We start from the raw sequence: 25,340 nt of genomic DNA, 5'->3' as shown, positions 1-25,340 counted from the left end.
ACGTGCCCTGCCCCTTCGAGGGCCCTGTTCTCTGGAGGAAGAGAACGTTGAGTAAACCCCGCACGCGCAGCCGGCGTCCGTCCGCCGCGCTTCTGGCCTCGGTCCTCGCGGCCGGTGCCCTGACCGTGGGAGGTGGCGCCGGTACCGCGAGCGCCGCCCCCGCCACCCAACCCTCGCAGCCGACCGCCGCGAAGGCACTGGGCGCACACGACGCCAAGCTGCTCGACGAGGCCGAGGCGAAGAACGCGCCGACCGTCACGATGATCATCGCGGCGAAGAAGGGCTCGGCCAAGAAGGTCGTCGACGGCCTGACCGGCCTCGGCGCCACCGTCAGCCAGCGGTACGACCAGATCGGCTACGTGCTGGCGAAGGTCCCCACCGCGAAGGCGCTCAAGGCCGCCACGCTGCCCGGTGTCGCCGCCGTCGACCTGGACGAGACCATCAAGCTCCCCGACCCGGCGCCCGAGGCGGCACCGAAGGGCGCGAAGACCGCCACCCAGGCTCAGGCTCTGGCCGGGCCGGGCGGTGACACCGGCGCGGTGAACCCGTACATGCCGACCAACGAGACCGGCGCGGAGGCCTTCAAGGCCGCGAACCCGCAGTGGGACGGCCGCGGCGTCACCATCGGCATCATGGACTCCGGTGTGGACCTCGACCAGCCGGCGCTCCAGACGACCACCACCGGCGAACGCAAGATCGTCGACTGGGTCACCGCCACCGACCCGCTGGAGGACGCCTCCTGGCGGCCGATGCTGACCGAGGTCAGCGGCCCGTCGTTCACCACCTCGCTGGGCACCTGGACGGCGCCGGCCGGCAACTACCGGTTCAACGTCTTCCGCGAGAACATCACCGCGAACAGCGACGCACGGGGTGACGTCAACCGCGACGGCGACACCACCGACTTCTGGGGCGTGCTCTACAACCCCACCACCGGTGACGTGCGCGTCGACGCGAACCAGAACAACGACTTCACCGACGACGAGGTGATGCGGCCGTACAAGGAGAAGTTCCAGGTCGGTCACTTCGGCACGGACGACCCGGCCACCGCCGTACGCGAGCAGATCCCGTTCGTGGTCGAGTACCGGCGCAACGTGAACACCGCCCCGGTCGGCGGCCCCGGCCTGGTCGACTACGTCAACATCGGCATCATCGAGAGCACCCACGGCACCCATGTCGCCGGCATCACCGCCGCCAACGACATGCTGGGCAACAGCGCCTTCGACGGCGCCGCCCCCGGTGCCAAGCTGGTCTCCGCCCGCGCCTGCTCGTGGGGCGGCGGCTGCACCGCGGCGGCGCTCACCACCGGCATGGCCGACCTGGTGATCAACCGCAAGGTCGACGTGGTGAACATGTCGATCGGCGGCCTGCCCGCGCTCAACGACGGCTCGAACGCCCGCGCGGTCCTCTACAACGACCTGATCAACACGTACGGCGTGCAGCTGTTCATCTCGGCCGGCAACTCCGGTCCGGGCGTGAACACGGTCGGCGACCCGTCGGTCGCCACCGACGTGGTGAGCGTCGCGGCGAGCATCAGCAAGGACACCTGGCTGGCCAACTACGGCTCGGTGGTCCGCAAGGACAACGCGCTGTTCAACTTCTCCTCGCGCGGCCCGCGTGAGGACGGCGGCTTCAAGCCGAACATCACCGCCCCCGGCTCGGCCATCTCCACCGCGCCGACCTGGCAGCCGGGCAACCCGGTGCCGGAGGCGGGCTACCCGCTGCCCCCGGGCTACCAGATGCTCAACGGCACCTCGATGGCCGCCCCGCAGGCCACCGGCGCCGCCGCGCTGCTGCTGTCGGCCGCCAAGGCGACCGGCAAGGGCGTCACCCCGGCCGCGCTGCGCCGGGCCGTCTACACCTCGGGCCAGCCGATCACCGGCGTCCCGACGTACGCGCAGGGCTACGGCATGTTCAACGTGCCGGGCGCGTGGAGCCTGCTCGCCAAGGGCGTGCAGACCCGCACCTACACCTCCGAGGCGCCGGTCTGCACCGAGCTGTCGCCGAACCTGACCCGCTACGACCGGGCCTCCGGCAAGTTCGTGCCGAACCCGAACGTCGGGACCGGCCTCTACAACCGCTGCGCCGCCGACCGTGGTGGCCAGAAGGTCAAGGAGAGCCGCCACTACGAGGTGAAGCTGACCCGTACCAGCGGCCCGAACAAGGGCATCAAGCACGAGGTCGCCTTCCGCGGCAACGACGGCACCTACAGCGCCCCCAAGGTGGTGTGGCTGCCGCTGAACAAGACCGTCACGGTCAAGGTGAAGGCCAAGCCGATGACGGCCGGCGCGCACGGCGCCATCATGACCGTCGACGACCCGGCCACCTCCGTTGTCGACTTCGAGGTCGCCACCGTCGTGATCGCCTCGAACCCGGTCGCCGCTCCGGCGTACTCGTTCTCGGCCGACGGCTCGGTCGAGCGCAACGGCTTCCGGTCGTACTTCGTGACGGTGCCGCCGGGTGCGGGCGCGCTCCAGGTCAACCTGTCCGGCATCGCCACCGGCTCGCAGACCCGGTTCATCGCCATCAACCCGTACGGCGTGCCGGTCGAGAGCACCGCCAGCACCGCCTGCTACACCAACTTCTCCGACGCCGCGGTCTGCAAGCCGCAGGAGCGGGACTACCAGAACCCGCTGCCGGGTGTGTGGGAGATCGAGGTGGAGGCGCGTCGCACCTCGCCGGCGCTGGACAACCCGTTCCGGCTCCAGGCCCGCGTGCAGGGCGTCAAGGTGGAGCCGGCCGTGGTCCAGCTCCCGTCGGTCACCGCGGGCACCCCGGCCCCGGTGAGCTGGAGCCTGACCAACACGTTCGGCCCGGTCCAGGTGACCGGCGTCGGCGGCCCGCTGGCCAGCGTCCGGACCGAGCGGCCGAGCATCACCGAGGGCGCCAGCCAGGAGTACGTGGTGGAGGTGCCCGCGGGCGCCACCTCGTTCACCGCCCGGATCGGCAACCCGTCCGACCTGAGCGCCGACCTGGACCTGACCGTGTTCCGTGGCACCACCCAGGTGGGCCAGTCGGCCGACGGTGACTCGGAGGAGGCGGTCACGCTGACCAACCCGACGCCCGGCACCTACCGGGTCGTGGTCGACGGTTACTCGATGAGCGACCCGAGCACCGCGTACGACTACCGGGACTCGTTCGCCTCCCCGGAACTGGGCACGCTCTCCGCGCCGTCCACGCCGCTGTCGCTGGCCAACGGCGCCACCGCCACCCTCACCGGTGCGGTGACCGCCCTGTCCACCCCGGCCGCCGGCCGGGAGCTGTACGGCGACCTGGCCGTGACCACCACCGAGGGCGCGGTCGTCGGCCGTGGTTCGGTCGAGGTCCTCGCGGTCAACTGATCCGCTGACACGACGGAGCCCCGTCCCCTCTCGCAGGGGGCGGGGCTCCTTCGTGTCGTCGTCAGGCGGGGCGGGCGGACTCGACCACGAACGGGGTGCCCTGCTGGCAGGTGGTCATCATGCCCGGTTCGGGGCGGCCGGTGACCTCGACCCGGGCACCGGCCTTGAGCACGTCGCGCGGGCCGCCGACGAGCAGGTGGCCGTCGAGCAGCAGGCAGTTCGGCTCGACGCCGGCCTGCACGGTGCCGCTGATTACGGTGCCGCCGACACCCGGCGGGGTCGACGGGCCGCCCTTCCAGGAGGGGTTCGGACGGCTCGGGCCGGTGCCGGGGTCGGGCTGGCTGGTCACGGGGGCGGCTCCCGTCGTACTCGGGCTGGGGCTGGGATCGGTGGACCCGTCGCCGGGTGCGGCGCAGGCGGTCAACGCGAGACCGGCGAGCAGTGCGACGAGCACCGTACGAGGAGTCTTCATGCTCGGTTGGACGCGGCGGGCGGCCGATCCGTTCCCGGTCAGCCGCGGGCCGCGGCGGCGGCCTTCATGTCGCGCTTGAGCTCCTGCGGCAGCGAGAACGTCAGCCGCTCGTCGGCGGTGGTGATCTCCTCGACGTCCCCGAAGCCGCGCTCGGCCAGGTGCGTGAGCACCTGCTGGACCAGTTCGTCCGGCACGCTCGCGCCGGAGGTCACACCCACGGTCCGGGCGCCGGTCAGCCAGGCGTCCTCGATCTCGTGCGCGAAGTCGACCAGGTAGCCGGCGCGGGCCCCGGCGTCGAGCGCCACCTCGACCAGCCGGACCGAGTTCGAGGAGTTGCGCGAGCCGACCACGATCACCACGTCGCACTCGGGGGCGATCTCCTTGACCACGTGCTGGCGGTTGGAGGTCGCGTAGCAGATGTCGTCGCTGGGCGGCGACTGGAGCAGCGGCAGCCGCTTCTTGAGCCGGGCCACGGTCTCCAGCGTCTCGTCCACCGACAGCGTGGTCTGGGACAGCCAGACCACCTTCTCCGGGTCGCGCACGGTGACCTTGTCGACGCCGTCCGGGCCGTCGACGAGCTGGATGTGGGCGGGCGCCTCACCGGCGGTGCCGATGACCTCCTCGTGCCCCTCGTGGCCGATGAGCAGGATGTCGTAGTCCTGCGCGGCGAACCGGCGGGCCTCGTGGTGCACCTTCGTGACCAATGGGCAGGTCGCGTCGATCGCCCGCAGTGAGCGCTGCTTGGCCTGCTCGTAGACCTCGGGGGCCACGCCGTGGGCGGAGAAGATCACGGTGGCGCCCTCCGGCACCTCCTCGTTCTCCTCCACGAAGATCGCGCCCTGGGCCTCCAGCGTGCGCACCACGTGCTTGTTGTGCACGATCTGCTTGCGCACGTAGATCGGCGCGCCGTAGAGCTTCAGCGCCTCCTCGACGGTCTGCACCGCCCGGTCCACGCCCGCGCAGTAGCCGCGGGGGTTGGCCAGGAGCACGCGCTTGCCGGTCCGGGGAGTCGTCTCAGCGTCAGTCACCCGCCCATCGTACGTGCCGCTCTCCCGCGCGGCAGCGGCCGCGAGGCGCACGCGGGCGCTGTCGGTCCCGGGCCGTAGGGTGGGCGGGTGAGCGCGGGAGAGGACGGGCGGGGGGCACCGGACGGGCGGAGCACGGCCGAGGAGCCGTGGCCGGTCCGGGTGGTCAGCCAGAAGGTCGGCGCCTGGATCGCCCGCCTGGGCTGGGTCTGGGTCGACGGCCAGGTGGCGCAGATCAGCCGCCGGCCCGGCGCGAGCACCGTCTTCCTCACGCTGCGCGACCCGTCGGCCGACCTCAGCCTCACCGTCACCACCAACCGCGACGTGCTGGACGCGGGCGCGCCGGAGCTGCGTGAGGGCGCCCGGGTGGTGCTGCACGCCAAGCCCGAGTTCTACGCCGCGCGGGGCACGCTGAGCCTGCGGGCCGACGAGATCCGTCAGGTCGGTCTCGGTGAGCTGCTGGCCCGGCTGGAGAAGCTCAAGAAGCTGCTCGCCGCCGAGGGCCTGTTCGACCGGTCCCGCAAGCGGCGGCTGCCGTTCCTGCCGGGCCGGGTCGGCCTGATCACCGGCCGCGCCTCGGCGGCCGAGCGGGACGTGCTGACCAACGCCCGCCGCCGCTGGCCCGCTGTCGACTTCCGCACGATCAACGTGGCGGTGCAGGGGCCGAGCGCGGTGCCGGACATCGTCGGCGCGCTGAAGGTGCTCGACGCCGACCCGGCCGTCGACGTGATCGTCATCGCCCGCGGCGGCGGGGGCATCGAGGATCTGCTGCCCTTCTCCGACGAGGCGCTGTGCCGGGCGGTGTTCGCCTGCCGCACGCCCGTGGTCAGCGCGATCGGCCACGAGACGGACGCGCCGCTGCTCGACTACGTGGCCGACGTCCGCGCCTCCACCCCGACCGACGCGGCGAAGCGCATCGTGCCGGACCTGACCGAGGAGGTCCGGCTGATCGGCCAGGCCCGGTCCCGGCTCGAACGGGCCGTGCGTCACCTGGTCGACCGGGAGCAGCACCGGATCGACCTGCTGCGGTCCCGTCCGGTGCTGGCCCGGCCGCAGGTGATGGTCGAGCAGCGGGCCGTGGACGTGTCCGCGCTGCGCGACCGCGCCGGCCGGTCCCTGGAGCACCGGCTGCGGGGCGCGACCGACGACCTGCGGCACACGCTGGCCCGGCTGCGCGCGCTGTCCCCGGCGGCCACGCTGGAGCGCGGCTACGCGATCGTGCAGCGCGCCGACGGCCACGTCGTCCGCGCGGCCTCCGAGGCGGCCAAGGGCGATCCACTGCGGGTACGCCTCGCCGAGGGCGAGCTGACCGCCACCGTCGACGGCTGAGGGAAGAGAGACGATGACCGGGACGAAGCAGGACGAACAGCTCAGCTACGAGCAGGCCCGCGCCGAGCTGGCCTCGGTGGTGGAGAAGCTGGAGGCGGGCGGCACCTCGCTGGAGGAGTCGCTGGCCCTCTGGGAGCGCGGCGAGCAGCTCGCCGGGGTGTGCCAGCGCTGGCTGGACGGCGCCCGCGCCCGCATCGACGCCGCCCGCCAGCGCGCCGAGGACTGACGGTGGGGTTCGGCGCGAGCGCCGAACCCCACCGAGGACGTCAGTTGAACAGGTTGTACAGCTCGGCGGGGGCCTCGACGACCTGGTCGGCCGAGGGCTTCTGGGCCGGCGCCGCGTTGCCGTAGTCGGTGTAGGTGATCTTCAGGTCCTGCGCGGCGCTCTGGCCGGCGGCCGGGATCTTGAGCACCATCTCGCTGAGCCGGCCCTGCGTGTCGACCTTGGCGGTGAACGGCACCGACTGGGCCTGCGCACCGAGCGCGGTGATCACGGCCGGGTCGAGCGAGCCCGCCTCGGCGGCCTTCGACACGTCGACGGTGCCCTCGTACGCACCCTCGCCGGTCTGCCGTACCTCGGTGATGCCCTGGGTGAGCACGGCGCTGCCGGCCGGGTCGAGCTTCTCGAAGTCGAAGCCCAGCGCCCGGTTGCCCTTGATCCGGTTCTGGTCGAGGTGGTGGTACTTGCCGGTGTTGAGGTTCTTCACGCCGGGGATCTGCGAGGCCGCCGTGCCGCCGAGTTCCAGCTTGACCCAGCTGTCCGGCTTGGCGTGGATCAGGTCCAGCTTCATCATCAGGTCCGACGACGGGTCGCCGATGGTCATCCGCATGTCGGCGCTCTGGCTCGGCTCGTGCACCTGCCCTTCGGCGGTGGAACCCGCGCCGGTCATGGAGAACTTGAAGTTCCCCTCGCGGATCGCGTTCGTGGAGTCGAGCAGAGCCTGCTTGGCCGCGCTGCTGGACGCCGTGGCGCTCGGTGCGACGCTGCCGGACGCGCTCGGGGTCGCGGAGGCGTCGGACGTCGTCCCGTTGCCGTTGCAGGCCGCCAGGCCGGGAATGAGCAGCGCCGCGGCGAACGCGGTGGCGCTGAAGCGTCGTATCTTCACGTCAACCTCTCCAGGTGGGTCGTCCGGGCTCGATGTCCCTTCTGTTCCCGGAAGCGGGGTTCCGCAATCCCGCCTCACCCGGAGGGAGGACGTCAGCGCAGCGACGTGGCGAGCTTGCGCAGCTCCGTCTCGCCCGCGTCACCCACCACGATCACCGTGCGGTTCGGCTCCAGCAGGACGAGCGCGTGCTCGTTGCCGCGTGCGGTGTAGCGCTGCCAGCTCAGCCCGCCGGGCAGGTCGGCCGCCCCCTGCGGCTGCCCCTCGGTCAGCTCGGCCGGCAGCAGCTTCTCCGCCGGGACGTTGCTCTCCACGAGCTGCGCGCCCCGGCCCTCCGGGGTCACGTACCCGATCCGCAGCGTCGAGCCGTCCGCCTCGGTCCGGAAGCGGGCGTTGACCGTACGCCAGTCGTCGCCCAGCCCGGTCGGCTCGGCGACCGGGAAGGCGTTCGCGGAGCGGGCCTGCTCCAGCGCGGGCGCCGGGTCGACGGTCACCGGCGAGTCGCCGCCGAGGAAGCCCCGGTAGAAGGCGAGCAGCAGCGCGATCGGGACCAGCAGGATCAGCAGGGACAGCGCCATGTCCTTCGGCGACCGCTCGGACCGGCCCTTCTCCTTGCCGGCGGGCGGCGCGGGGGTGTCCGCCACGGCGGCCGGCTCGCCCCGGTCCGCGACGAGCGCGGGCTGACCCTCGGACGGGGCCGGGCCGCCGTCGGGTCGGACCGGCGGCTGTCCCTCCGGCGGGGTGGCGTCGGTCGGTGTGCGGTCGGCAGGCTGTGCGGCTTCCACCCGGCCATTGTCGCAGCCCACCGGGTGACGTGATCCTGGCCTCCTCCGCCCCGCCGGGACGGCGAACCTGAGATCGTGTGAGGATCAGCGACAAAACCGGCGGCGGTGACCGCCGGTCCCACCCCGCAACGTCGCGAGGAGGCCGCCATGACAACCACCAGTACGCGGACGCCCCAGGATCTCGACCGCAACCTCGCCCTCGATCTGGTCCGGGTCACCGAGGCCGCGGCGATGGCCGCCGGCCGCTGGGTCGGCCGGGGCGACAAGGAAGGCGGCGACGGCGCAGCAGTCGACGCCATGCGAAAGCTGATCAACTCGATTCCGATGCGCGGCGTCGTGGTGATCGGCGAGGGCGAGAAGGACAACGCCCCGATGCTGTTCAACGGCGAGGAGGTCGGCGACGGGACCGGCCCCGAGGTGGACGTGGCGGTCGACCCGATCGACGGCACCACGCTGATGAGCAAGGGCATGCCGAACGCGCTGGCGGTGCTCGCGGTGGCCGAGCGCGGGGCGATGTTCGACCCGAGCGCGGTCTTCTACATGGAGAAGCTGGCGGTCGGCCCGATGTACGCCGACGTGGTGGACATCAACGCCGGGGTGGCCGAGAACATCAACCGGATCGCCAAGGTCAAGGGCACCGACGCCGCCGAGGTGACCGTGTGCGTGCTGGACCGGTCGCGCCACGACGACCTGGTCAAGCAGATCCGGCGTACCGGCGCCGGGATCCGGTTCATCTCCGACGGCGACATCGCGGGTGCCATCGCGGCGGCGCGCGGCGAGTCGGACGTGGACGTGCTGATGGGCATCGGTGGCACCCCGGAGGGCATCACCGCCGCCTGCGCGCTCAAGTGCATGGGCGGCATGATGCAGGCCAAGCTCTGGCCGAAGGACGACGACGAACGCCGCAAGGCGCTGGACGCCGGGCACGACCTGGACCGGGTGCTGTTCACCGACGACCTGGTGACCGGCGACAACTGCTTCTTCGTGGCCACCGGCGTCACCTCCGGCGACCTGCTGCGCGGCGTGCGCTACCGCTCCGGCGGGGCGTACACGCAGTCGATCGTGATGCGCTCCAAGAGCGGCACGATCCGGGTGATCGACTCGTACCACCGCCTGGAGAAGCTTGCCCTCTACTCGGCTGTCGACTTCGACGGACGCCCACTGGCCGAGCAGGAGTGAGCAGAGCCGGGACGGCGGCACCACCGGCACCGCCGACGCTGTCGACCGGGCGACGTGTCGCCGGTGTCGGGTTGGCCACCGCCTCGGGCGTGATGGTCGCCGTCCAGTCCCGGATCAACGGCGAGCTGGGCGTACGCCTGGCCGACGGGATCGCCGCCGCGGTGGTCTCGTTCGGCGTGGGTCTGCTGATCCTGCTGGTGCTGGTCCCCGCCACCCCCGGTGGCCGGCGGGGACTGGTCGCCCTGCGCGGCGCGTTGCGCACCGGCACGCTGCGCCCGTGGCAGTGCCTGGGCGGGGTGTGCGGCGCGTTCCTGGTGGCGACGCAGGGGCTGACCATCGGCGCGCTCGGCGTGGCGGTCTTCACCGTCGCGGTGGTGGCCGGGCAGTCCGGCAGCAGCCTGCTCGTCGACCGGACCGGCATCGGCCCGGCCGGCCGGCAGCCGGTCACCCCGAACCGGCTGATCGGCGCGGTGCTCACAGTGCTCGCCGTCCTGCTGGCGGTGGGCGACCGGCTCGGTGACCCGCAGGCGCTGGCGCTGGCCCTGCTGCCGCTGGCGGCGGGGGTGGGCATCGCCTGGCAGCAGGCGGTCAACGGGCGGGTCCGGGCGGCCTCGGGCAGCGCCATGACCGCCACGCTCGTGAACTTCACGGTCGGCACGGCGGCGCTGCTCGTGACGTTCGCGGTGGACCTGGCGGTACGCGGCCGGCCGGCCGGCGCGTTCCCGGACGAGCCGTGGCTCTATCTCGGCGGCCCGCTCGGCATCGTGTTCATCGCGCTGGCCGCCGCCCTCGTCCGGTTCACCGGGGTGCTGCTGCTCGGCCTGGCCACGATCGCCGGGCAGATCGTCGGCGCGGTGCTGCTGGACCTGCTGCTGCCGACCGCCGCCTCACACCCCGGGCTGGACACGCTGCTCGGCGCGGCGCTGACCATGGTCGCCGTGCTCGTCGCCGCCTTCGGCCCGGCCCGCCGCCCCTAACGGGCGGCGACGGGCGCAGCGGCACGCAGGCCGGTGACCATCTCGTCGACGACCCGGTCCAGCGGCGTCCCCTCGATCCCGAACGTCTCGCTCGCGGCGGTGGAGTCCATCACGAACGGCCCGGCGAACTGGTGCGCGGTCTCCCGCATCTCCCGGGCGAACGGGTCGGCCAGGCCGCCGAGCCAGAGCACCGGGTAGGGCATCCGGGTCAGCCGGGGCGCCGGCGCCCCGGCCAGCTCCGCGGCCCGGTCGGCGAGCGCCCGCATCGACATCGGGGGCGCGCTCGGCACGTGCCAGGCCCGTCCCCAGGCCCGCGGGTCGGTGGCGGCGGCGACGAGGGTACGGGCGACGTCTCCCACGTACGTCCACGTGTGCGGCGCGTCCCAGGCGACCGGCAGGAACACCCGCTGCCCGGCGAGCACCTTGGGCAGCACCATCATGGGCAGCGACTTGCCGCCGAGGCCGATGTAGTCGGAGCCGCGTACCTCGGTGATCCGGGCCCGGCCGGCGCGGTGGGCGGCCAGGGCGTCGGCCCACATCCGGTTGCGGACCCGGCCCTTGACGCCGGTGGCGGCGAGCGGGGTCGCCTCGGTCATCGGCGCGTCGACCGGGCCGTACCCGTAGAGGTTGCCGACCGTGGTGAGCACGGCGCCGCTGCGCTCGGCGGCGGTGAGCAGGGCGGCGGCGAGCGGCGGCCAGTCCGTCGGCCAGGTGTGGTACTCGGGGTTGGCGCAGTTGTAGAGCGCGTCAGCGCCCTCGCTGAGCGCGGTGAGCCGGTCCGCGTCGGCGGCGTCGGCGGCCACCCGCTCGATCGCCGGGTGCTCGGGGCCGGTGCCGCGCCGGGTGACCACCCGGACCCGCTCGCCGCGTTCGGCGAGGAGGCGGGCGGTGGCGGTGCCGACGGGGCCGGCGCCGACGATCACGTGCAGTGCCATGACAGGTCCACCTTCACTGAAGCAGTAATCCGAATCGAGAGCACCGCTCTCGCAAAGAGCATGACCCATGCGGGCGGATCACGTCAAGAGCAGTGCTCTCTATTTTGATTGCTGCTCTCATCCGTGGCAGAGTGAGGGCATGGTCGCTCCCTCGCTCCGCGCCCGGGTCCGCGCCGGGATGATCGAAGAGATCAAGACGGTCGCCCGCCGCCACCTGGACACCGACGGCGCGAACCTCTCCCTGCGCGCTGTCGCCCGCGACCTCGGCATGGTCTCCTCGGCGATCTACCGCTACTTCCCCAGCCGCGACGACCTGCTCACCGCGCTGATCCTGGAGGCGTACGACGCGCTCGGCGACGCGGTGGAGGCGGCCGATGCCGCCGCCGACCAGGCCGACCTGCGCGGACGCTGGCTCGCCGCCTGCCGGGCCGCCCGCGCGTGGGCGCTGGCCCACCCCGCCGAGTACGCGCTGCTGTACGGCAGCCCGGTGCCCGGGTACGCGGCCCCGGACGACACCGTCGCACCGGCCCAGCGCCCTCCGGTGACCCTGGTCGGCATCCTGCGCGACGGACTGGCCTCCGGCCGGCTCACCCCGCCCGACGAGGAGCTGCCCGAGCCGCTGCGCGGCGACGTGGCCGAACTGGTCGGGCTGCTCGGCATGGACGTGCCGCCCGCACTGCTGGCGCGCGGCATGGCCGGCTGGACCCAGTTGTTCGGGCTGATCAGCTTCGAGCTGTTCGGCCGGATCAACCGGGCGCTGCCGCACCGCGACGAGTACTTCGACCACCAGATCGGCCTGATGGCGGACCTGGTCGGCCTGCCCTGACGCCGATCGGCGTCAGGTGCCGTCGGAGGAGTGACCGGGGAACAGGTGCGCGGTCGGGTCGATGACGACAGCCGCGTTGTTCACGGCGGTGGCGGCCTCGCCGAAGCCGGTGGCGATCAGGCGGACCTTGCCCGGGTACTCGGTGATGTCCCCGGCCGCGAACACCCGGGGCAGGTTGGTGGCCATGGCGCTGTCCACCACGATGTGCCGCCGGTCGAGGTTCAGCCCCCACTCGGCGAGCGGGCCGAGGTCGGCGGTGAAGCCCAGCGCGGCCACGACGGTGTCCACCGGCAGCGTCTCCACCTCGCCGCCGCGTACGGTCAGCTCGGCGCCGGTGACCGCCTCCTCGCCGTACAGGCGGCTCACCTCGGCGTTGACCACGATCCGCACCGGCAGCGCACGCACGCGCTCGATGGTGGCCGCGTGCGCCCGGAAGCGGTCCCGCCGGTGCACCAGCGTCACCGACCGGGCCAGCGGGGCGAGCGTGGCCGCCCAGTCGAACGCCGAGTCGCCGCCGCCGACGATGAGCACGTGCCGGTCGGTCAGCTCGGTCGGCTGCGGCACGAAGTAGACGATCCCGCCGCCGGTGAAGCTCTCCGCGACCGGCAGCGGCCGGGGCGTGAAGCTGCCGAGCCCGCCGGTGACCAGCACCGCGCCGCAGCTGAGCTGCTCACCGCCGGCGAGACCGAGCACCGGCCGGCCGTCGAGGTAGGACAGCTTCTCCGCGCGTACGCCGAGCCGGTAGTCGGGGTGGAACGGCGCGGCCTGGGCGACCAGGTTCGTGACCAGCTCGCGGCCCTTGATCGCGGGGAAGCCGGCGACGTCGAGGATCAGCTTCTCCGGGTACATGGCGGTGACCTGACCGCCCGGCTCGGGCAGTGCGTCGATCACCGACACGGAGAGTCCACGGAAACCGGCGTAGTAGGCGGCGAAGAGCCCGGCGGGACCGGCCCCGATCACGGCGACATCGACCTCGCGCATGGCGCACCGTCACTTTCCGCTTCGGGGTCAACCCGTGCTGATGCGGAGACGGTAGGCGGGCGGGTGGCCGTGGGCAAGCACGTCCCGCGGTTCGATCAACGCGCCGTCAGGGCAGCGTCATCCTCGGTGAGCCGAGGCGGTCGGACTCGCCGGTGTCGTTGCGGCGGCGGAACAGGATCGCCGCGACCACGCCGCCGAGCAGCCCGAACAGGTGGCCCTGCCAGGAGATGCGCTCGTCGGTCGGGAGGATGCCGAGCAGTTGCCAGCCGTAGAGCAACCCGACCAGCAGGCCGACGGCGAAGTTCCACCAGCTCCGCTCCACCACGCCGCGGGTGAGCAGGATGCCGAGGTAGCCGAAGATCACGCCGCTGGCGCCGACCACCACCGAGTCGGGCGAGCCGGTGAACCAGACACCCAGGCCGCTGACCAGGATGATGACGGCGGTGGACCAGAGGAACCGGCGGGTGCCCGCGGCGAGCACGAACGTGCCGAGCAGAATCAGCGGGATGCTGTTGCTGTAGAGGTGGTTCCAGCCGGCGTGCAGGAACGGCGAGAAGAAGACGCCGTCCAGGCCCTGGAGCCGCTGCGGGATGATGCCGGCGGTGTAGTCGAGGCCGAGTCGCAGGCCGACGTCGAGCGCCTCGATGAGGAACAGCACCGGCACGACCGCGCACATCGCGACGAAGGCCCGGCCGAGCGCCGCGTAGAACGCGTCGGTGCCGAACCGGTGGGGGTCGCCGCTAGGGCCGTACCAGGTCACCTACCAAGAGCTATCAGCAAAAGCGGTCGGCCGCCAGTCGGGCGGCGGTACGACGACGGCGGGACACCCGGGTCTGCCCGCGTGTCCCGCCGTCGTGGTGATGTCAGTACCAGCCCGAACTCTGCGACTTCTGCCAGGCGCCGCAGGGGGTGTCGTACCGGCCCTTGATGTAGCCGAGACCCCAGGTGATCTGGGTCGCCGGGTTGGTCTTCCAGTCGTCGGCGACCGAGGCCATCTTGCTGCCCGGCACCGCCTGCGGGATCCCGTACGCCCCGGACGAGCTGTTGGAGGCCTTCGGGTTCCAGCCGCTCTCCTTGGTCCAGAGCTTGTCCAGGCACGGGAACTGGTCGATGCCGAAGCCCTTGTCGAGCATGATGGCGCAACCGATCTTCCGGTTGCCGCTGTACTCCGCGCAGGAGGACGGGATCGGGCCGTCGTACGGCTTGATCTTCGCCTCCTTCTCCGCCTCCTCCGCCGCGGCCCGCTCCTTCTTGCGGGTGGCGGCGGCCGCCTCGGCCTTCTTGGCCCGCTCGGCGGCCTCCTTCGCCGCCGCGGCGGCACGCAGCTTTGCCTGGTACTCGGCGGCACGCTGGCGGGACGAGTCCACGCGGTGGTCGGACAGCCGGTCGCGCTGGTACGCGTGCTCCGCCTGGTCGACCTCCAGGCCGACCTGCGCGGTCAGGCCCTGCTGCTGGGTCTGTCGATCCTCACCCAGATAGAAGCCGCCGGCGACGCCCACGGAGAGCAGCGCGACAGCGGCCGTACGGGCGCCGAACCGGCTCCAGAGCCGACTCACGAAGTTTCCCTTCGTCGGGGGCAGGGACACGGCACGCGCATGGCCCTGTCGGGTCACGCCGGTGCCGTGAGCGCACCGGTACCGGTGTGACTCCGGGCCGTGTCCGGCCCCCGAGTGGTAGGTGACGCTCGATGGACACCATTGCGCACAGTGAGGCCGGTGGGAAATGACCAGGCCTAAAAGTGATCTGCGTCACCCTAAAAATGCGGACAAAGTAGGGCGAAAGCCGCGGTCAGCCGGGGATGTCCTCCAGCAGATCGGTGACCATGGCGGCGATCGGAGATCGCTCCGATCGGCTGAGCGTGACGTGCGCGAAGAGGGGATGCCCCTTCAACGCCTCGATCACCGCCGTCACCCCGTCGTGCCGGCCGACCCGCAGATTGTCCCGCTGGGCCACGTCGTGGGTGAGCACCACCCGCGACCCCTGGCCGATGCGCGACAACACGGTGAGCAGTACGCCCCGCTCCAGCGACTGCGCCTCGTCCACGATGACGAACGCGTCGTGCAGGCTGCGGCCGCGGATGTGGGTCAGCGGCAGCACCTCCAGCAGCCCGCGCGACGTGACCTCCTCCAGCACGTTCTCGTGCACCACCGAGCCGAGCGTGTCGAAGACGGCCTGCGCCCAGGGCGACATCTTCTCCGACTCCGACCCGGGAAGGTAGCCGAGTTCCTGGCCGCCGACCGCGTACAGGGGACGGAACACGATCACCTTCTTGTGCCGGCGCCGCTCCATCACCGCCTCCAAGCCGGCGCAGAGCGCCAGCGCGGACTTGCCGGTGCCGGCCCGCCCGCCCAGCGACACGATGCCGATGGACTCGTCCAGCAGCAGGTCGAGCGCGACCCGCTGCTCCGCCGAGCGCCCGTGCACGCCGAACGCCTCCCGGTCGCCCCGGACCAGCCGGATCGTCTTGTCCGGGAGCACCCGGCCCAGCGCCGAGCCCCGCCCCGAGTGCAGCACCAGGCCGGTGTGGCAGGGCATCCCCGCCGCGGCGTCGACGTCGAGCGTCTCGCCCGCGTACAGCCGGCCGATCTCCTCCTCGGCCAGGTCCAGCTCGGCCATCCCGGTCCAGGTCGGGTCGCTCGCCTGGCCGTGCCGGTACTCGTCGGCGCGCAGGCCCACCGAGGCCGCCTTCACCCGCAGCGGCATGTCCTTGCTGACGAGCGTGACCTCACGCCCCTCGGCGGCCAGGTTGAGCGCCACGGACAGGATGCGCGCGTCGTTCGACTCGTTGCGGAAGCCGGGCGGCAGCACCCCGTCGTCGGTGTGGTTCAGCTCCACCCGCAGCGTGCCGCCCTGGTCGTTGGCGGGCACCGGACGGTCCAGCCGGCCGTGCCGCACGCGCAACTCGTCCAGCATGCGCAGCGACTGGCGGGCGAACCAGCCCAGCTCCGGGTGGTGCCGCTTGCCCTCCAGCTCGGAGATCACCACCAGCGGCAGCACCACCTCGTGCTCGGCGAAGCGGTGGAACGCCGCCGGGTCGGACAGCAGGACCGAGGTGTCCAGGACGAAGGCCGGGCCGGCTGGTCGGGGCTCCTCGGCCTCCGCGGCGGCGGCGCGGCGGCTGCGGGTGGTCCGGCGGGTCGGGGCGGTCGAGGCCGGGGTCTGCTCGGCTCCGGCGGGGGTACGGCGAGTGGTCACAGGCCTGCTCCGCGGATGGGCACCCGGCCACCCGAGTTCCGCCTCTTCCGGTGCCCGGAGGACACGGGGTCGGATGCGGGCCCCGTGCGCGAGGACGCAGGTCCGGGCTGTCCGGCTGGCCCGGGAAAACCCCGCGCCATGCCTAGACGCTAATCGCCGCGGGGCCGCTGGGCTAGAGGTGCGCGTGGATCATCGCGTGGTCTTCGCGGGACGTACACCTGTTCGGGTGACGGGCGGACCGGAACCGGCCGGGATGCATGCCCCCTGCGCGCACCCCGGCCGGTCGTCCACTGCGGCGCCGCGACGCGGCGCGGGCCTCAGCCCTGGCGGCGCACCAGCGTGCCGGCCCGCGGCCCGGCGCCGGCCGCGCCGAACGACGATCCGGTGTACGTGGTGCCCACCCGGCCGACGGCGCCGAGCCGGCCGGTGGCGGTGACGCGGACGGCCGGGGCCGAGCCGGGCCGGGCGGCGACCGCCGCGGGTACGGAGGTGCCGGCGAACGGCACGGCCGAGCGCCCGGCCGAGGTCACCACGGTCGGGCCGGGACCGGACAGCGCCGAGGCGATCGCCGCCTGGGCGTCGCGCCGACGGCGGTTCCAGGCGCCCCGGTCCCCGTCGAAGTAGCCCTGGCGGTAGCCGAACCGGTAACCGATGCGGTAGCTGAGCTGGCCGTGCAGGCGGCCGGCCGCGTAGCAGGTGGACCCGAGCACGAGAACGAGCACCACGGCGAGAAAGGGGGTCATCGCTCGTCCGTCCCGGGCAGTGGATCGACCACCAGCAGCCGCTCCAGGTCGTCGGTGCTGACCTCCTCCACCAGCTCGACGCTGATCCGGCAGCCGTCGAGGATCACCTCGGCCACCGACGCGCGGCGGATCTCGCCGCCGGAGTCGTAGACCCGCACGCTCAGCTCGGGGCAGCCGAGGTGGGTCCGCCAGGCGTCCCACTCCCCCCGGTCGCCGACGCTGAGTGAGAGGTACCGGCACCCGCGGGCGAGATAGAGACGCCAGGGGGCGCTCAGCCCGGCTGACACTCCGTCCGCGATCAGCCCGAAGGCCTGGGCGCGGGTCGCGAGCTCGGTCACGAGACCCCCTCGGCACCCGCGGAGTGACGCATGTGAGCACTCGTCGTCTCAAGCACGTGACACACCGTAAGTTGTCTCATGAGCGTGACAGTATCAGCTTTTCAGGCCTTTGCCGCCGTACTGGTGTCCATCTATTCTGCCCGGGTGACACCCCTCAGGAGCAGCACTGAATCGTTTACCGGAAATCCCCGATCGCCGTCACGTCGGCGTGACAGCAGCGTGCCGAGCCGCCCTCTCGGGACCGACTGGCCGTACCGTCACGGGGTGACCGAGACGACCAACGCACGGAAGATCGCGTTCGCCACCTTCGTCCGGCGCGCGCTCGACGACGCCCGCGCGCTGCGGGCCTGGAGCGGCACCGAGGTCTCCCGGCGCACCGGCGTCTCCCGCCAGACCATCAACCGATGGGTTCGCGGCGACTGGGCCAGCGACCCGGAGGCGGAGCGGGTGGTCGCCTTCTGCGAAGGGCTGGGGCTCGATCCGGCCGCCGCGTTCACCGCTCTGGGCTGGGATCGGACCACCGGGCCGCGTACCGCGCCGGCCCCGCCCCCGATGGACCCGGACGTGGAGGCGCTGCTGCGCCGGCTGGTCGACCCGAACGTGTCCGACGCGGAGAAGTTCCACATTCGGGAAACCATTCGTTACCTCGCATATCGCCCGACTCTGCCGGGCGGTGTCCGAAATAGGGGTAAACAGGCGGGCTAGTTCCTCAGATGGCGAAAGAACGGAAGGTCGGACCCGATCGTTTCGCCGCGGGGACGGAACGGACCCGCTAGCGTCCACGTTTGTACTGCTAGGGGCTCGTCATCGGCGGGGGGACGGGACACAGCCGAACCCAGCCCTGCGGGACAGAAGGAGGGGTCTGTCCATGACCCTGAAATGGTTGGCAGTCGTGGTCGCGGTGGTGTCGCTGACATCGTGCGTGACCGGCAACGTGGTGGTCGGCGTACTGGACGGCGGGCAGCTTCCCCTGGTCGTCAACCTCTTCGCGCTCACCACGGCCGGCACCGCGGTGATCCTCGCCGTCGTCGCCGAGCTGCACGATCGGCTCAACGACCGGGTCAGCGCGCTCACCGAGTTCCTGGTGGCGCGGCTCAACGAGATCGAGGCGCACACCGGCGACCGCAACACCGGCTTCGTGGAGGGCTACCTGCTCAGCCACGGGCAGGAGGCGGCCGTGGTGCCGTTCGGTCGCCGGGGACGAGGAGCCGCCGAACGCTGATCCCCACGTCGTTCCGACGTCACATCTCGGCCACGAATACGCCGCCCGGCGCGGGGTACGCTGACGCGCGTGCCGCCGTTGAATCTGGGCAACCAGCAGCCGAAGACCCCGTTGAACGCGGAGCACGCCTGGCGTGCGACCGCCGACCGCGCGGGTGACGTCGTCCTCTTCTTCGACTTCGACGGCACCCTGGCGCCCGTCGACGACGATCCCACGGCCGTACGGCCCGCGCCCAACGTGCTCAGCGCGCTGGAGGCGCTAGCCCCGCACGTCCGCCGGATCGCCATCGTCTCCGCCCGCCCGGTGGACTTCCTCCGCGACCACCTCGGCGGCCTCGCCGGCATCGACCTGTACGGGCTCTACGGCCTGGAGCACAGCCACTCCGGCGGCGAGACGGTCACCGAGCCGGCCGCCCTGCCCTGGGTGCCCACCATGTCCGAGCTGGCCGAGCAGGCCCGCGCGGAACTGCCGCCCGGCGCGCTCGTCGAGTACAAGCGGCTCTCCGTCGCGCTGCACTGGCGTACCGCCCCGCAGCTCGGCGACCTGGTGCAGGAGTGGGGCCGCGCCCAGGCCGAGCGGCTGGGCCTGCGCGCCCAGCCGGGCCGGATGGTGCTGGAACTCAAGCCCCCGGTCGACCGGGACAAGGGCATGGTGATCGGCGAGACGGTCCGGGACGCCGGTGGCGCCTGGTACTTCGGCGACGACGTCTCCGACATCAAGGCGTTCGCCGCGCTGCGCGCCCGCGCCGCCTCCGATCCCGACTTCCTCGGTGTCTGCGTCGCGGTCGCCAACCCGGAGACCGGTCACGAGGTCGCCGACGCCGCCGACCTGACCCTGGACTCCCCGGCAGCCCTGGCCGACTTCCTCACCGCCGCCCTCCCCCACCTCCGCTGACGCCCCCGGCCCCGGCCCCGGCCCGGGGCCCGGTCTCTCCGCGATCTTGCACTTGCCGCCCCGGCAAAAAGGGCATAAGCCGCGCCCCCGGGGCCGAAAGTGCAAGATCGCCGGGGCGGGGCGAGGCGGGGCCGGGGGCGGGGGATCAGGTGCCGAAGCGGCGCTGGCGGGTGGCGTAGGAGCGCAGGGCGCGCAGGAAGTCGACCTTGCGGAAGTCGGGCCAGTTCAGCTCGCAGAAGTAGAACTCCGAGTGCGCGCTCTGCCAGAGCATGAAGCCGGAGAGCCGCTGCTCACCACTGGTCCGGATGATCAGATCCGGGTCCGGCAGCCCCTTCGTGTAGAGGTGCTCGGAGATGTGGTCGACGTCGAGCGAGGTGGCCAGCTCCTCGATCGTGCCGCCGTTGGCCGCGTGCTCCAGCAGCAGCGAGCGGACCGCGTCGGCGATCTCGCGCCGCCCGCCGTACCCGACCGCGATGTTGACCTGAGCCCCGCCGTCGCGGTCACGGGTGCGTTCCTCGGCGGCCTTGAGCGCGGCGGCGTGCTGCGCCGGCAGCACGTCGAGCGCGCCGACCATCCGCAGCCGCCAGGGGTTGCCCTCCTCGGCCAGCTCGGTCGTGAGGTCCTCGATGATCTGGAGCAGCGGGTCCAGCTCGGCGGCCGGGCGGGAGAGGTTGTCGGTGGAGAGCAGCCAGAGTGTGACGTGCCCGACGCCGGCCGCGTCGCACCAGCGGAGCAGCTCCTTGATCCGTTCGGCGCCCATCCGGTGGCCGTCGTTCGGGTCGACGAAGCCCATTTCCCGGGCCCATCTGCGGTTGCCGTCGCACATCACGCCGACGTGTGCGGGTACGGGCTTGCCCGCGAGCTTCGCCGTCAGCCGGCGCTCGTACACGGAGTAGAGGAGTTTCCGCAGAGTCATCACCTTGCAGGGTAGCGACCCGCGGGAGAGATCAGTGTCTCGGTGGCATATCACCTGAGGGTGAGACGGTCCGGCGCGGTCGCGGCAGGTCCGCCCCGATCGCCATCAGGGTGCGCGCGTCCAGGCGGCCGTCGCCGAGTCCCAGCTCCACCACCGTGCGGTAGACGCGCTCGTCGCGCCGGGCCGCGCCGACCGCCGCGTCGACCACCCGGCGCCGCCGGGCCAGCCACGCGGCCACCGAGCTGTGCCGCAGGTGGGTGCCGAGCCGGGCGCGCAGCGCGGCGGCGTACGCCCGGGCGGCCTCGGCGGGGGAGCCGGCCGCCGCCGCGCCAGCCAGCGCGCCCGAGCGCAGCGCGTAGAAGATGCCCTCGCCGGTGAACGGGTTGATCAGCGACAGCGCGTCCCCGGCCAGCAGCACCCTGCCCCGGCCGGGCGCCGGGCGGTGGGTGGACAGCGGCAGGTGGTGCGCCCGCAGGTCGGTCACCGTCGCCGGGTCGACGTCCGGTAGCAGCGCGGCCATCCGGTCCAGAAGGTGCGCGCGGGTCAGCGGTTCGCCGCGCAGCACCTCCCCGTACCCGACGTTCGCGCGTCCGTCGCCGATCGGGAAGGCCCAGGCGTACGCGGGCCAGCGCGCCGCCGAGGTGACGATGAGTTGTTCGGGTGGCCCGGCCGGCGCGGGCGCGTAGCCCCGGATGGCGAGGGCCAGATGCCGGTCCGGGTTGACCGGGTGGCCGAGCGCGCGCCGTACCACCGATCCGGCGCCGTCCGCGCCGACCACCGCCCGCGCGGACAGCTCTCCGTCGAGCAGCACCCGGTCGGCGGCCATCTCCACCCGGCGTACCGTGTGCCGCCGCAACTCCGCGCCGGCGGCAACCGCCGCCGCGACCAGGCGTGCGTCGAACACCTGGCGGGGCACCGTGTACGCGGGCCGGGGCAGCGTCCTCGCGACGGTGCCGCCGCCGGGGCCGACCAGGCGCAGTGCGGGCAGCGGCGGATAGCCGTCGACCGCCCCGGTCACGCCCAGTTCGGCGAGGACGTCCAGCGCGTGCGCGGCGATGCCGTCCCCGCACGCCTTGTCGCGGGGGAAGTCGGACCGGTCGAGCAGCAGCACCCGTGCCGCGCCGGCACGCCGCGCACCGAGCGCCGCGGCGGCCCCGGCCGGCCCCGCTCCCACCACCACGACGTCCCACACCCCCTCATCCTGCCCCGCCGCGCCCCGCCACGGGCGTCGATCATGAGGTTGACGGCATCAACGGAGATCGAAATCGCCGCCAACTTCATGATCGACGGGGTGGGGTGGGGGTGGGGGTGCGGGTGGCTCGGTTCAGGGACCAGAGGCAGAGGGCGGCGGCTGTGACCAGGGGGGCGCCGTCTCGGATCAGGCCGTCGGTGCCGAGCAGCCACCAGCACAGCGGCAGGTCGATCGCGAGTACGCCGAGGGTGACGGCCACCAGGCCGTTCCGCGCCCACGCCTTGTCGCGCAGCAGGAAGGCGGTGCAGAACAGCACGGCGTAGCTGACCGCGATGCCCGCGCCGAACCAGAGGATCACCGCCGGTACGGCGGCCAACCGCCCGTCCAGCACGGCGCCCGTGGCGACGAGCGCCGGCACCAGCATCAGCGGGCTGTAGGTGAACGCCGCGACGCGGGCGGTGAGCACCCACCCGTTCGCCTGCGGGCGCTTCGGCGTCATCTCCCGCCAGGCGATCGTCCCGCCCTCGACGACCAGGCCCTTACGGTGCCGGACCAGGTGCGCGCGGATCGCCTCGGAGCGGTAGAGCAGCACCACCACGGCGACGCAGAGCGCGGTGAGCACGGCGAACCCGATCAGGCCGGGCAGCGCGGGCACCCCTTGCCGGGGCACGATCAGCCGCCCGACCGCGAAGATCGTGGTCACCGCCAGGATCAGCCCGAACGGCCGGGCGCCCACCCGGCCCTTGTTCACATGCCCGATCAGCAGCAGGAAACCGAGCGACCGGAGCATCGCCCAGCCGGTGCGTACGGCCAGACCGAACTCCTGCTCCGGGGCGTACCAGTAGTTGAGCAGCTCGACCACGACGGTGGCCGCCGCGGTCACGGCGAGCAGCGTGGTGAGCGCCCGGACGGCGGACGGCCGCCGGACCTCGACAGGTTCAGCGGCCGTCCTCATGGCATCCGATGTTGCCCGGCGCGGGCAACAAGCACACCTGTTACTTCTGCGGCTCCGCGTCCAGCCGGGCGCGCAGCGCGTCCAGCTCGGCCCAGAGCACGCCGGGGAGCTTGTCCCCGAACTTCTCGAACCACTCGGTGACCAGCGGCAGCTCGTTGCGCCACTCGTCCGCGTCGACCTTCAGCGCGATCCGGACGTCCTCCGGGGTCATGTCCAGGCCCTCGACGTCGAGCGCGTCCTGCGCCGGGACCATGCCGATCGGCGTCTCCACGGCCTCGGCCCGGCCCTCCAGCCGCTCGATGACCCACTTGAGCACGCGGGAGTTCTCGCCGAAGCCCGGCCAGAGGAAGTTGCCCTCGGCGTCCTTGCGGAACCAGTTCACGTAGTAGATCTTGGGCAGCTTGGCCTCGTCGCCGTCCGCGCCCTTGCCCATCTCGATCCAGTGCCGGAAGTAGTCGCCGGCGTTGTAGCCGATGAACGGCAGCATGGCCATCGGGTCGCGTCGGACCACGCCGACCGCACCGGAGGCGGCGGCGGTCGTCTCCGAGGAGAGCGTGGCGCCCATGTAGACGCCGTGCACCCAGTCGCGGGCCTCGGTGACCAGCGGGATGGTGTCCCGGCGGCGGCCACCGAACAGGATCGCGTCGATCGGCACGCCGTTCGGGTCGTAGTAGTCGTCGGCCAGGATCGGGCACTGCGTGATCGGGGTGCAGAAACGGCTGTTCGCGTGCGAGGAGAGGTTCTCGCTCTCCGGCGTCCAGTCGTTGCCCTTCCAGTCGATCAGGTGCGCCGGCGGCTCACCCATGCCCTCCCACCAGATGTCGCCGTCGTCGGTGAGCGCCACGTTGGTGAAGATGGAGTTGCCCCGGTCCAGCGTCCGCATGGCGTTGGCGTTGGTCTTCCAGTCGGTGCCGGGAGCGACGCCGAACAGGCCGTACTCCGGGTTGATCGCGTAGAGGCGGCCGTCCGCGCCGAACCGCATCCAGGCGATGTCGTCGCCGATGGTCTCGACCTTCCAGCCCGGGATGGTCGGCTCCAGCATGGCGAGGTTGGTCTTGCCGCAGGCGGACGGGAAGGCGCCGGCGATGTGGTAGACCTTGCCCTCCGGCGAGGTGATCTTGAGGATCAGCATGTGCTCGGCCAGCCAGCCCTCGTCGCGCCCCATCACGCTGGCGATACGCAGCGAGTAGCACTTCTTGCCGAGCAGCGAGTTGCCGCCGTAGCCGGAGCCGTAGGACCAGATCTCCCGGCTCTCCGGGAAGTGCGAGATGTACTTGGTCTCGTTGCACGGCCACGCCACGTCCTGCTGGCCCGGCGCGAGCGGGGCGCCGATGGAGTGCAGCGCGTGCACGAAATCGGCGTCGTCGCCCATCGCCTCCAGGATCGCCGACCCCATCCGAGTCATGATCCGCATCGAGGCGACGACGTACGGGCTGTCGGTGATCTCCACGCCGAACATGGGGTTCTCGGCCTCGATTGGGCCCATGCAGAACGGGATGACGTACATGGTGCGTCCGCGCATGCTGCCGCGGTACAGCTCCGTCATCGTCCGCTTCATCTCGGCCGGCGCCATCCAGTTGTTGGTGGGGCCGGCGTCCGCCTCGTCGACGGAGCAGATGAAGGTGCGCTCCTCCACCCGGGCGACGTCCGTGGGGTCGGTACGCGCGTAGAACGAGTTGGGCTTCTTCTCGGGATTAAGGCGGATCAGGGTGCCGTTGGCGACGAGTTCGTCGGTGAGACGGCGCCACTCCTCATCAGACCCGTCCACCCAGACCACGCGGTCCGGGGTGGTCAGTTCCGCGACCTCACGTACCCAGGCCAGCAGCTTGGGGTGGGACGTCGGGGCCTGATCGATACCCCGAACAGCAGCCGGAGCAACCATGTCACTTCTCCTTGTGGTCGACGCTGACCGATCTATGGGGTGCACGAGTTCCGGCGGGCTGGTACGCCGCCTCGTGGAAACCTGGGATTGGGCTCAGCGTAAACCGGACTGCCTCGTCAGTCAGTGGGACTGGTTGTGAAGAACTGCACAAGGTACGGCCACGCTGCGGCATCACGATCTGATACCCGCTTTCGCGCGCAGTTTCACGCAAATCCTGCGGTGAACCTTCGACGACCGGGTCCGGCGCCGGAGTGACCCCGACGCCCGATCGAGGGGAAGCGTACGAACATGTCGCGAAAGACGATTCCGTGATGCGCTCCACAGATTCGCACAGCGCGTTACGCTCTGCTCACGGACATCGAGAACGGGCGACGCCTCTCCGACCCGCGCGGCCCGAGCGCGACGGCCGCGGCGAAGCCGTCGTGGCCGACTCGCCGTTGCAGTCCGCCCGGTTACCGCACAACCGGTACTCTCGGCGGGTGGCCGCGACGATGACCGGAGACCAACCGGGGGCTCCGCAGACCCGCCGGGGTCCGATCGGAGCACTGCTCGACCGTTTCGGTCACCTCATCCACGAGCTGAGCAAGTTCGCCACCGTCGGCGGTCTGGCCTTCGTCGTGGACTTCGTCCTCTTCAACTACCTGTCCAGCGGCCGGGACATGCCCCCGCTGGCCGCGAAGACCATCTCCACGGTGATCGCCGCGACCGTCGCCTTCCTCGGCAACCGGTTCTGGACCTGGCGGCACCGGCAGCGGTCGAACCCGGCCCGCGAGTACGCGCTGTTCTTCTTCTTCAACGCGGTCGGCCTCGGCATCGCGGTGGCCTGCCTGGCGATCAGCCACTACGGGTTGGGCGCGATCTGGCCCGCGGTGTTCCAGACCCCCCTGGCCGACAACATCGCGAGCTTCGTCGTCGGCACCGGCCTGGGCACGCTCTTCCGGTTCTGGTCGTACCGACGGTTCGTCTTCGTCGAGGCGGGAACACCTCCCGTTCCGGCAACGAGCCACGACCGAGAGTCCGGGGCGTGACGAACCGCCCATCCCGACCCGCCGG

The 25,340-nt window shown here is 72.1% G+C and carries 25 protein-coding genes; 10 read left to right on the top strand and 15 right to left on the bottom strand.

Going from position 1 to position 25,340, the window contains the following annotated elements; translation table 11 throughout:
• Nucleotides 1–47: 47 nt before the first annotated feature.
• The gene (locus tag ACN27D_RS20340; protein ID WP_421499722.1) at nucleotides 48–3,338 is read left to right on the top strand and encodes a S8 family serine peptidase; all 3,291 of its coding nucleotides are present in this window, start codon (nucleotides 48–50) and stop codon (nucleotides 3,336–3,338) included.
• Nucleotides 3,339–3,399: 61 nt separating this feature from the next.
• Here ACN27D_RS20340 and ACN27D_RS20335 read toward each other — a convergent pair whose 3' ends face one another.
• Entirely contained in the window at nucleotides 3,400–3,810 is a 411-nt protein-coding gene (locus ACN27D_RS20335; RefSeq protein WP_120571613.1) for a hypothetical protein, read from the bottom strand.
• Nucleotides 3,811–3,848: 38 nt separating this feature from the next.
• Nucleotides 3,849–4,838, bottom strand: a complete 990-nt coding sequence (locus tag ACN27D_RS20330) for a 4-hydroxy-3-methylbut-2-enyl diphosphate reductase (protein WP_199733183.1) — start codon at nucleotides 4,836–4,838, stop codon at nucleotides 3,849–3,851.
• An 87-nt stretch (nucleotides 4,839–4,925) separates the two neighbouring features.
• Here ACN27D_RS20330 and xseA point away from each other — a divergent pair, with 87 nt between their 5' ends.
• Both xseA and ACN27D_RS20320 read left to right on the top strand, forming a co-directional pair.
• The gene (xseA, locus tag ACN27D_RS20325) at nucleotides 4,926–6,164 is read left to right on the top strand and encodes an exodeoxyribonuclease VII large subunit (RefSeq protein ID WP_421499721.1); all 1,239 of its coding nucleotides are present in this window, start codon (nucleotides 4,926–4,928) and stop codon (nucleotides 6,162–6,164) included.
• A gap of 13 nt (nucleotides 6,165–6,177) precedes the next feature.
• Nucleotides 6,178–6,390 (top strand): exodeoxyribonuclease VII small subunit, encoded by a 213-nt coding sequence (locus ACN27D_RS20320; protein WP_120571616.1) that lies wholly within the window; start codon nucleotides 6,178–6,180, stop codon nucleotides 6,388–6,390.
• A gap of 40 nt (nucleotides 6,391–6,430) precedes the next feature.
• Here ACN27D_RS20320 and ACN27D_RS20315 read toward each other — a convergent pair whose 3' ends face one another.
• Nucleotides 6,431–7,270 carry a hypothetical protein gene (locus tag ACN27D_RS20315; protein ID WP_120571617.1) on the bottom strand — a complete coding sequence of 280 codons (840 nt, stop codon included), beginning with the start codon at nucleotides 7,268–7,270 and terminating at the stop codon, nucleotides 6,431–6,433.
• Between the two features lie 92 nt (nucleotides 7,271–7,362).
• Nucleotides 7,363–8,052 (bottom strand): DUF4245 domain-containing protein, encoded by a 690-nt coding sequence (locus tag ACN27D_RS20310; RefSeq protein ID WP_199733182.1) that lies wholly within the window; start codon nucleotides 8,050–8,052, stop codon nucleotides 7,363–7,365.
• A 147-nt stretch (nucleotides 8,053–8,199) separates the two neighbouring features.
• Between ACN27D_RS20310 and glpX the strand changes: the two genes are divergently transcribed.
• Nucleotides 8,200–9,231, top strand: coding sequence for a class II fructose-bisphosphatase (gene glpX, locus ACN27D_RS20305; RefSeq protein WP_120573972.1), 1,032 nt, complete (start codon nucleotides 8,200–8,202; stop codon nucleotides 9,229–9,231).
• A 92-nt stretch (nucleotides 9,232–9,323) separates the two neighbouring features.
• Nucleotides 9,324–10,208, top strand: coding sequence for a DMT family transporter (locus ACN27D_RS20300; RefSeq protein ID WP_421501178.1), 885 nt, complete (start codon nucleotides 9,324–9,326; stop codon nucleotides 10,206–10,208).
• Here the strand turns inward: ACN27D_RS20300 and ACN27D_RS20295 are convergent.
• Nucleotides 10,205–11,143 (bottom strand): NAD-dependent epimerase/dehydratase family protein, encoded by a 939-nt coding sequence (locus ACN27D_RS20295; RefSeq protein WP_364807020.1) that lies wholly within the window; start codon nucleotides 11,141–11,143, stop codon nucleotides 10,205–10,207. The two genes, ACN27D_RS20300 and ACN27D_RS20295, sit on opposite strands and share 4 nt — an antisense overlap.
• Nucleotides 11,144–11,282: 139 nt before the next feature.
• Here ACN27D_RS20295 and ACN27D_RS20290 point away from each other — a divergent pair, with 139 nt between their 5' ends.
• Nucleotides 11,283–11,969 carry a TetR/AcrR family transcriptional regulator gene (locus ACN27D_RS20290; protein WP_334460100.1) on the top strand — a complete coding sequence of 229 codons (687 nt, stop codon included), beginning with the start codon at nucleotides 11,283–11,285 and terminating at the stop codon, nucleotides 11,967–11,969.
• A 12-nt stretch (nucleotides 11,970–11,981) separates the two neighbouring features.
• On the opposite strand, the gene ACN27D_RS20285 is transcribed toward ACN27D_RS20290, so the two are convergent.
• The 6 genes from ACN27D_RS20285 to ACN27D_RS20260 form a co-directional block, all read right to left on the bottom strand.
• Nucleotides 11,982–12,950 carry an NAD(P)/FAD-dependent oxidoreductase gene (locus ACN27D_RS20285; RefSeq protein ID WP_120571622.1) on the bottom strand — a complete coding sequence of 323 codons (969 nt, stop codon included), beginning with the start codon at nucleotides 12,948–12,950 and terminating at the stop codon, nucleotides 11,982–11,984.
• A gap of 106 nt (nucleotides 12,951–13,056) precedes the next feature.
• Nucleotides 13,057–13,710: a rhomboid family intramembrane serine protease gene (locus ACN27D_RS20280; protein ID WP_121685217.1), complete on the bottom strand. Its 654-nt coding sequence runs from the start codon at nucleotides 13,708–13,710 to the stop codon at nucleotides 13,057–13,059.
• A gap of 103 nt (nucleotides 13,711–13,813) precedes the next feature.
• The gene (locus ACN27D_RS20275; protein WP_199733226.1) at nucleotides 13,814–14,506 is read right to left on the bottom strand and encodes a transglycosylase SLT domain-containing protein; all 693 of its coding nucleotides are present in this window, start codon (nucleotides 14,504–14,506) and stop codon (nucleotides 13,814–13,816) included.
• Between the two features lie 232 nt (nucleotides 14,507–14,738).
• A complete protein-coding gene (locus ACN27D_RS20270) occupies nucleotides 14,739–16,145 on the bottom strand; it encodes a PhoH family protein (RefSeq protein ID WP_120571625.1) in 1,407 nt (468 codons plus the stop codon).
• A gap of 317 nt (nucleotides 16,146–16,462) precedes the next feature.
• Nucleotides 16,463–16,888 carry a hypothetical protein gene (locus tag ACN27D_RS20265; protein WP_120571626.1) on the bottom strand — a complete coding sequence of 142 codons (426 nt, stop codon included), beginning with the start codon at nucleotides 16,886–16,888 and terminating at the stop codon, nucleotides 16,463–16,465.
• The gene (locus tag ACN27D_RS20260) at nucleotides 16,885–17,226 is read right to left on the bottom strand and encodes a hypothetical protein (protein WP_064447658.1); all 342 of its coding nucleotides are present in this window, start codon (nucleotides 17,224–17,226) and stop codon (nucleotides 16,885–16,887) included. The genes ACN27D_RS20265 and ACN27D_RS20260 overlap by 4 nt, the downstream gene beginning before the upstream one ends.
• Before the next feature lie 264 nt (nucleotides 17,227–17,490).
• Between ACN27D_RS20260 and ACN27D_RS20255 the strand changes: the two genes are divergently transcribed.
• The 3 genes from ACN27D_RS20255 to otsB all read left to right on the top strand — a co-directional run bounded on the left by ACN27D_RS20255 (nucleotide 17,491) and on the right by otsB (nucleotide 19,342).
• Entirely contained in the window at nucleotides 17,491–17,931 is a 441-nt protein-coding gene (locus ACN27D_RS20255) for a helix-turn-helix domain-containing protein (protein WP_318332388.1), read from the top strand.
• 163 nt (nucleotides 17,932–18,094) lie between these two features.
• A complete protein-coding gene (locus tag ACN27D_RS20250) occupies nucleotides 18,095–18,448 on the top strand; it encodes a hypothetical protein (protein ID WP_013284062.1) in 354 nt (117 codons plus the stop codon).
• 69 nt (nucleotides 18,449–18,517) lie between these two features.
• On the top strand, nucleotides 18,518–19,342 hold the full coding sequence (gene otsB / locus ACN27D_RS20245; protein ID WP_120571628.1) for a trehalose-phosphatase: 825 nt from the start codon (nucleotides 18,518–18,520) through the stop codon (nucleotides 19,340–19,342).
• A 145-nt stretch (nucleotides 19,343–19,487) separates the two neighbouring features.
• Here otsB and ACN27D_RS20240 read toward each other — a convergent pair whose 3' ends face one another.
• The 4 genes from ACN27D_RS20240 to ACN27D_RS20225 all read right to left on the bottom strand — a co-directional run bounded on the left by ACN27D_RS20240 (nucleotide 19,488) and on the right by ACN27D_RS20225 (nucleotide 24,287).
• Nucleotides 19,488–20,258: an isoprenyl transferase gene (locus tag ACN27D_RS20240; RefSeq protein WP_120571629.1), complete on the bottom strand. Its 771-nt coding sequence runs from the start codon at nucleotides 20,256–20,258 to the stop codon at nucleotides 19,488–19,490.
• Nucleotides 20,259–20,289: 31 nt separating this feature from the next.
• The gene (locus tag ACN27D_RS20235; protein ID WP_421499720.1) at nucleotides 20,290–21,450 is read right to left on the bottom strand and encodes a geranylgeranyl reductase family protein; all 1,161 of its coding nucleotides are present in this window, start codon (nucleotides 21,448–21,450) and stop codon (nucleotides 20,290–20,292) included.
• Between the two features lie 85 nt (nucleotides 21,451–21,535).
• Nucleotides 21,536–22,405 carry a hypothetical protein gene (locus tag ACN27D_RS20230; RefSeq protein WP_421499719.1) on the bottom strand — a complete coding sequence of 290 codons (870 nt, stop codon included), beginning with the start codon at nucleotides 22,403–22,405 and terminating at the stop codon, nucleotides 21,536–21,538.
• A 40-nt stretch (nucleotides 22,406–22,445) separates the two neighbouring features.
• Nucleotides 22,446–24,287: a phosphoenolpyruvate carboxykinase (GTP) gene (locus ACN27D_RS20225; RefSeq protein ID WP_091415722.1), complete on the bottom strand. Its 1,842-nt coding sequence runs from the start codon at nucleotides 24,285–24,287 to the stop codon at nucleotides 22,446–22,448.
• A 491-nt stretch (nucleotides 24,288–24,778) separates the two neighbouring features.
• Between ACN27D_RS20225 and ACN27D_RS20220 the strand changes: the two genes are divergently transcribed.
• Nucleotides 24,779–25,315, top strand: coding sequence for a GtrA family protein (locus ACN27D_RS20220; RefSeq protein WP_121685400.1), 537 nt, complete (start codon nucleotides 24,779–24,781; stop codon nucleotides 25,313–25,315).
• The last annotated feature ends 25 nt before the right edge of the window (nucleotides 25,316–25,340 follow it).

Origin of the sequence: Micromonospora sp. WMMD1274, from assembly GCF_049179035.1 — a bacterium.
Lineage (GTDB): Bacteria > Actinomycetota > Actinomycetes > Mycobacteriales > Micromonosporaceae > Micromonospora > Micromonospora tulbaghiae.
The sequence above is the reverse complement of the archived record's forward strand: the minus strand, read 5'-3'. Positions and strand labels throughout refer to the sequence as shown.

Coding starts and splice junctions, on each gene's coding strand:
- ACN27D_RS20320 (WP_120571616.1), top strand. CDS start 6,178: ATGACCGGGACGAAGCAGGACGAACAGCTCAGCTACGAGCAGGCCCGC.
- ACN27D_RS20285 (WP_120571622.1), bottom strand. CDS start 12,950: ATGCGCGAGGTCGATGTCGCCGTGATCGGGGCCGGTCCCGCCGGGCTC.
- ACN27D_RS20230 (WP_421499719.1), bottom strand. CDS start 22,405: ATGAGGACGGCCGCTGAACCTGTCGAGGTCCGGCGGCCGTCCGCCGTC.
- ACN27D_RS20265 (WP_120571626.1), bottom strand. CDS start 16,888: ATGACCCCCTTTCTCGCCGTGGTGCTCGTTCTCGTGCTCGGGTCCACC.
- ACN27D_RS20240 (WP_120571629.1), bottom strand. CDS start 20,258: ATGACTCTGCGGAAACTCCTCTACTCCGTGTACGAGCGCCGGCTGACG.
- ACN27D_RS20250 (WP_013284062.1), top strand. CDS start 18,095: ATGACCCTGAAATGGTTGGCAGTCGTGGTCGCGGTGGTGTCGCTGACA.
- ACN27D_RS20290 (WP_334460100.1), top strand. CDS start 11,283: ATGGTCGCTCCCTCGCTCCGCGCCCGGGTCCGCGCCGGGATGATCGAA.
- ACN27D_RS20295 (WP_364807020.1), bottom strand. CDS start 11,143: ATGGCACTGCACGTGATCGTCGGCGCCGGCCCCGTCGGCACCGCCACC.
- ACN27D_RS20225 (WP_091415722.1), bottom strand. CDS start 24,287: ATGGTTGCTCCGGCTGCTGTTCGGGGTATCGATCAGGCCCCGACGTCC.
- ACN27D_RS20220 (WP_121685400.1), top strand. CDS start 24,779: ATGACCGGAGACCAACCGGGGGCTCCGCAGACCCGCCGGGGTCCGATC.
- ACN27D_RS20300 (WP_421501178.1), top strand. CDS start 9,324: ATGGTCGCCGTCCAGTCCCGGATCAACGGCGAGCTGGGCGTACGCCTG.
- ACN27D_RS20335 (WP_120571613.1), bottom strand. CDS start 3,810: ATGAAGACTCCTCGTACGGTGCTCGTCGCACTGCTCGCCGGTCTCGCG.
- glpX (WP_120573972.1), top strand. CDS start 8,200: ATGACAACCACCAGTACGCGGACGCCCCAGGATCTCGACCGCAACCTC.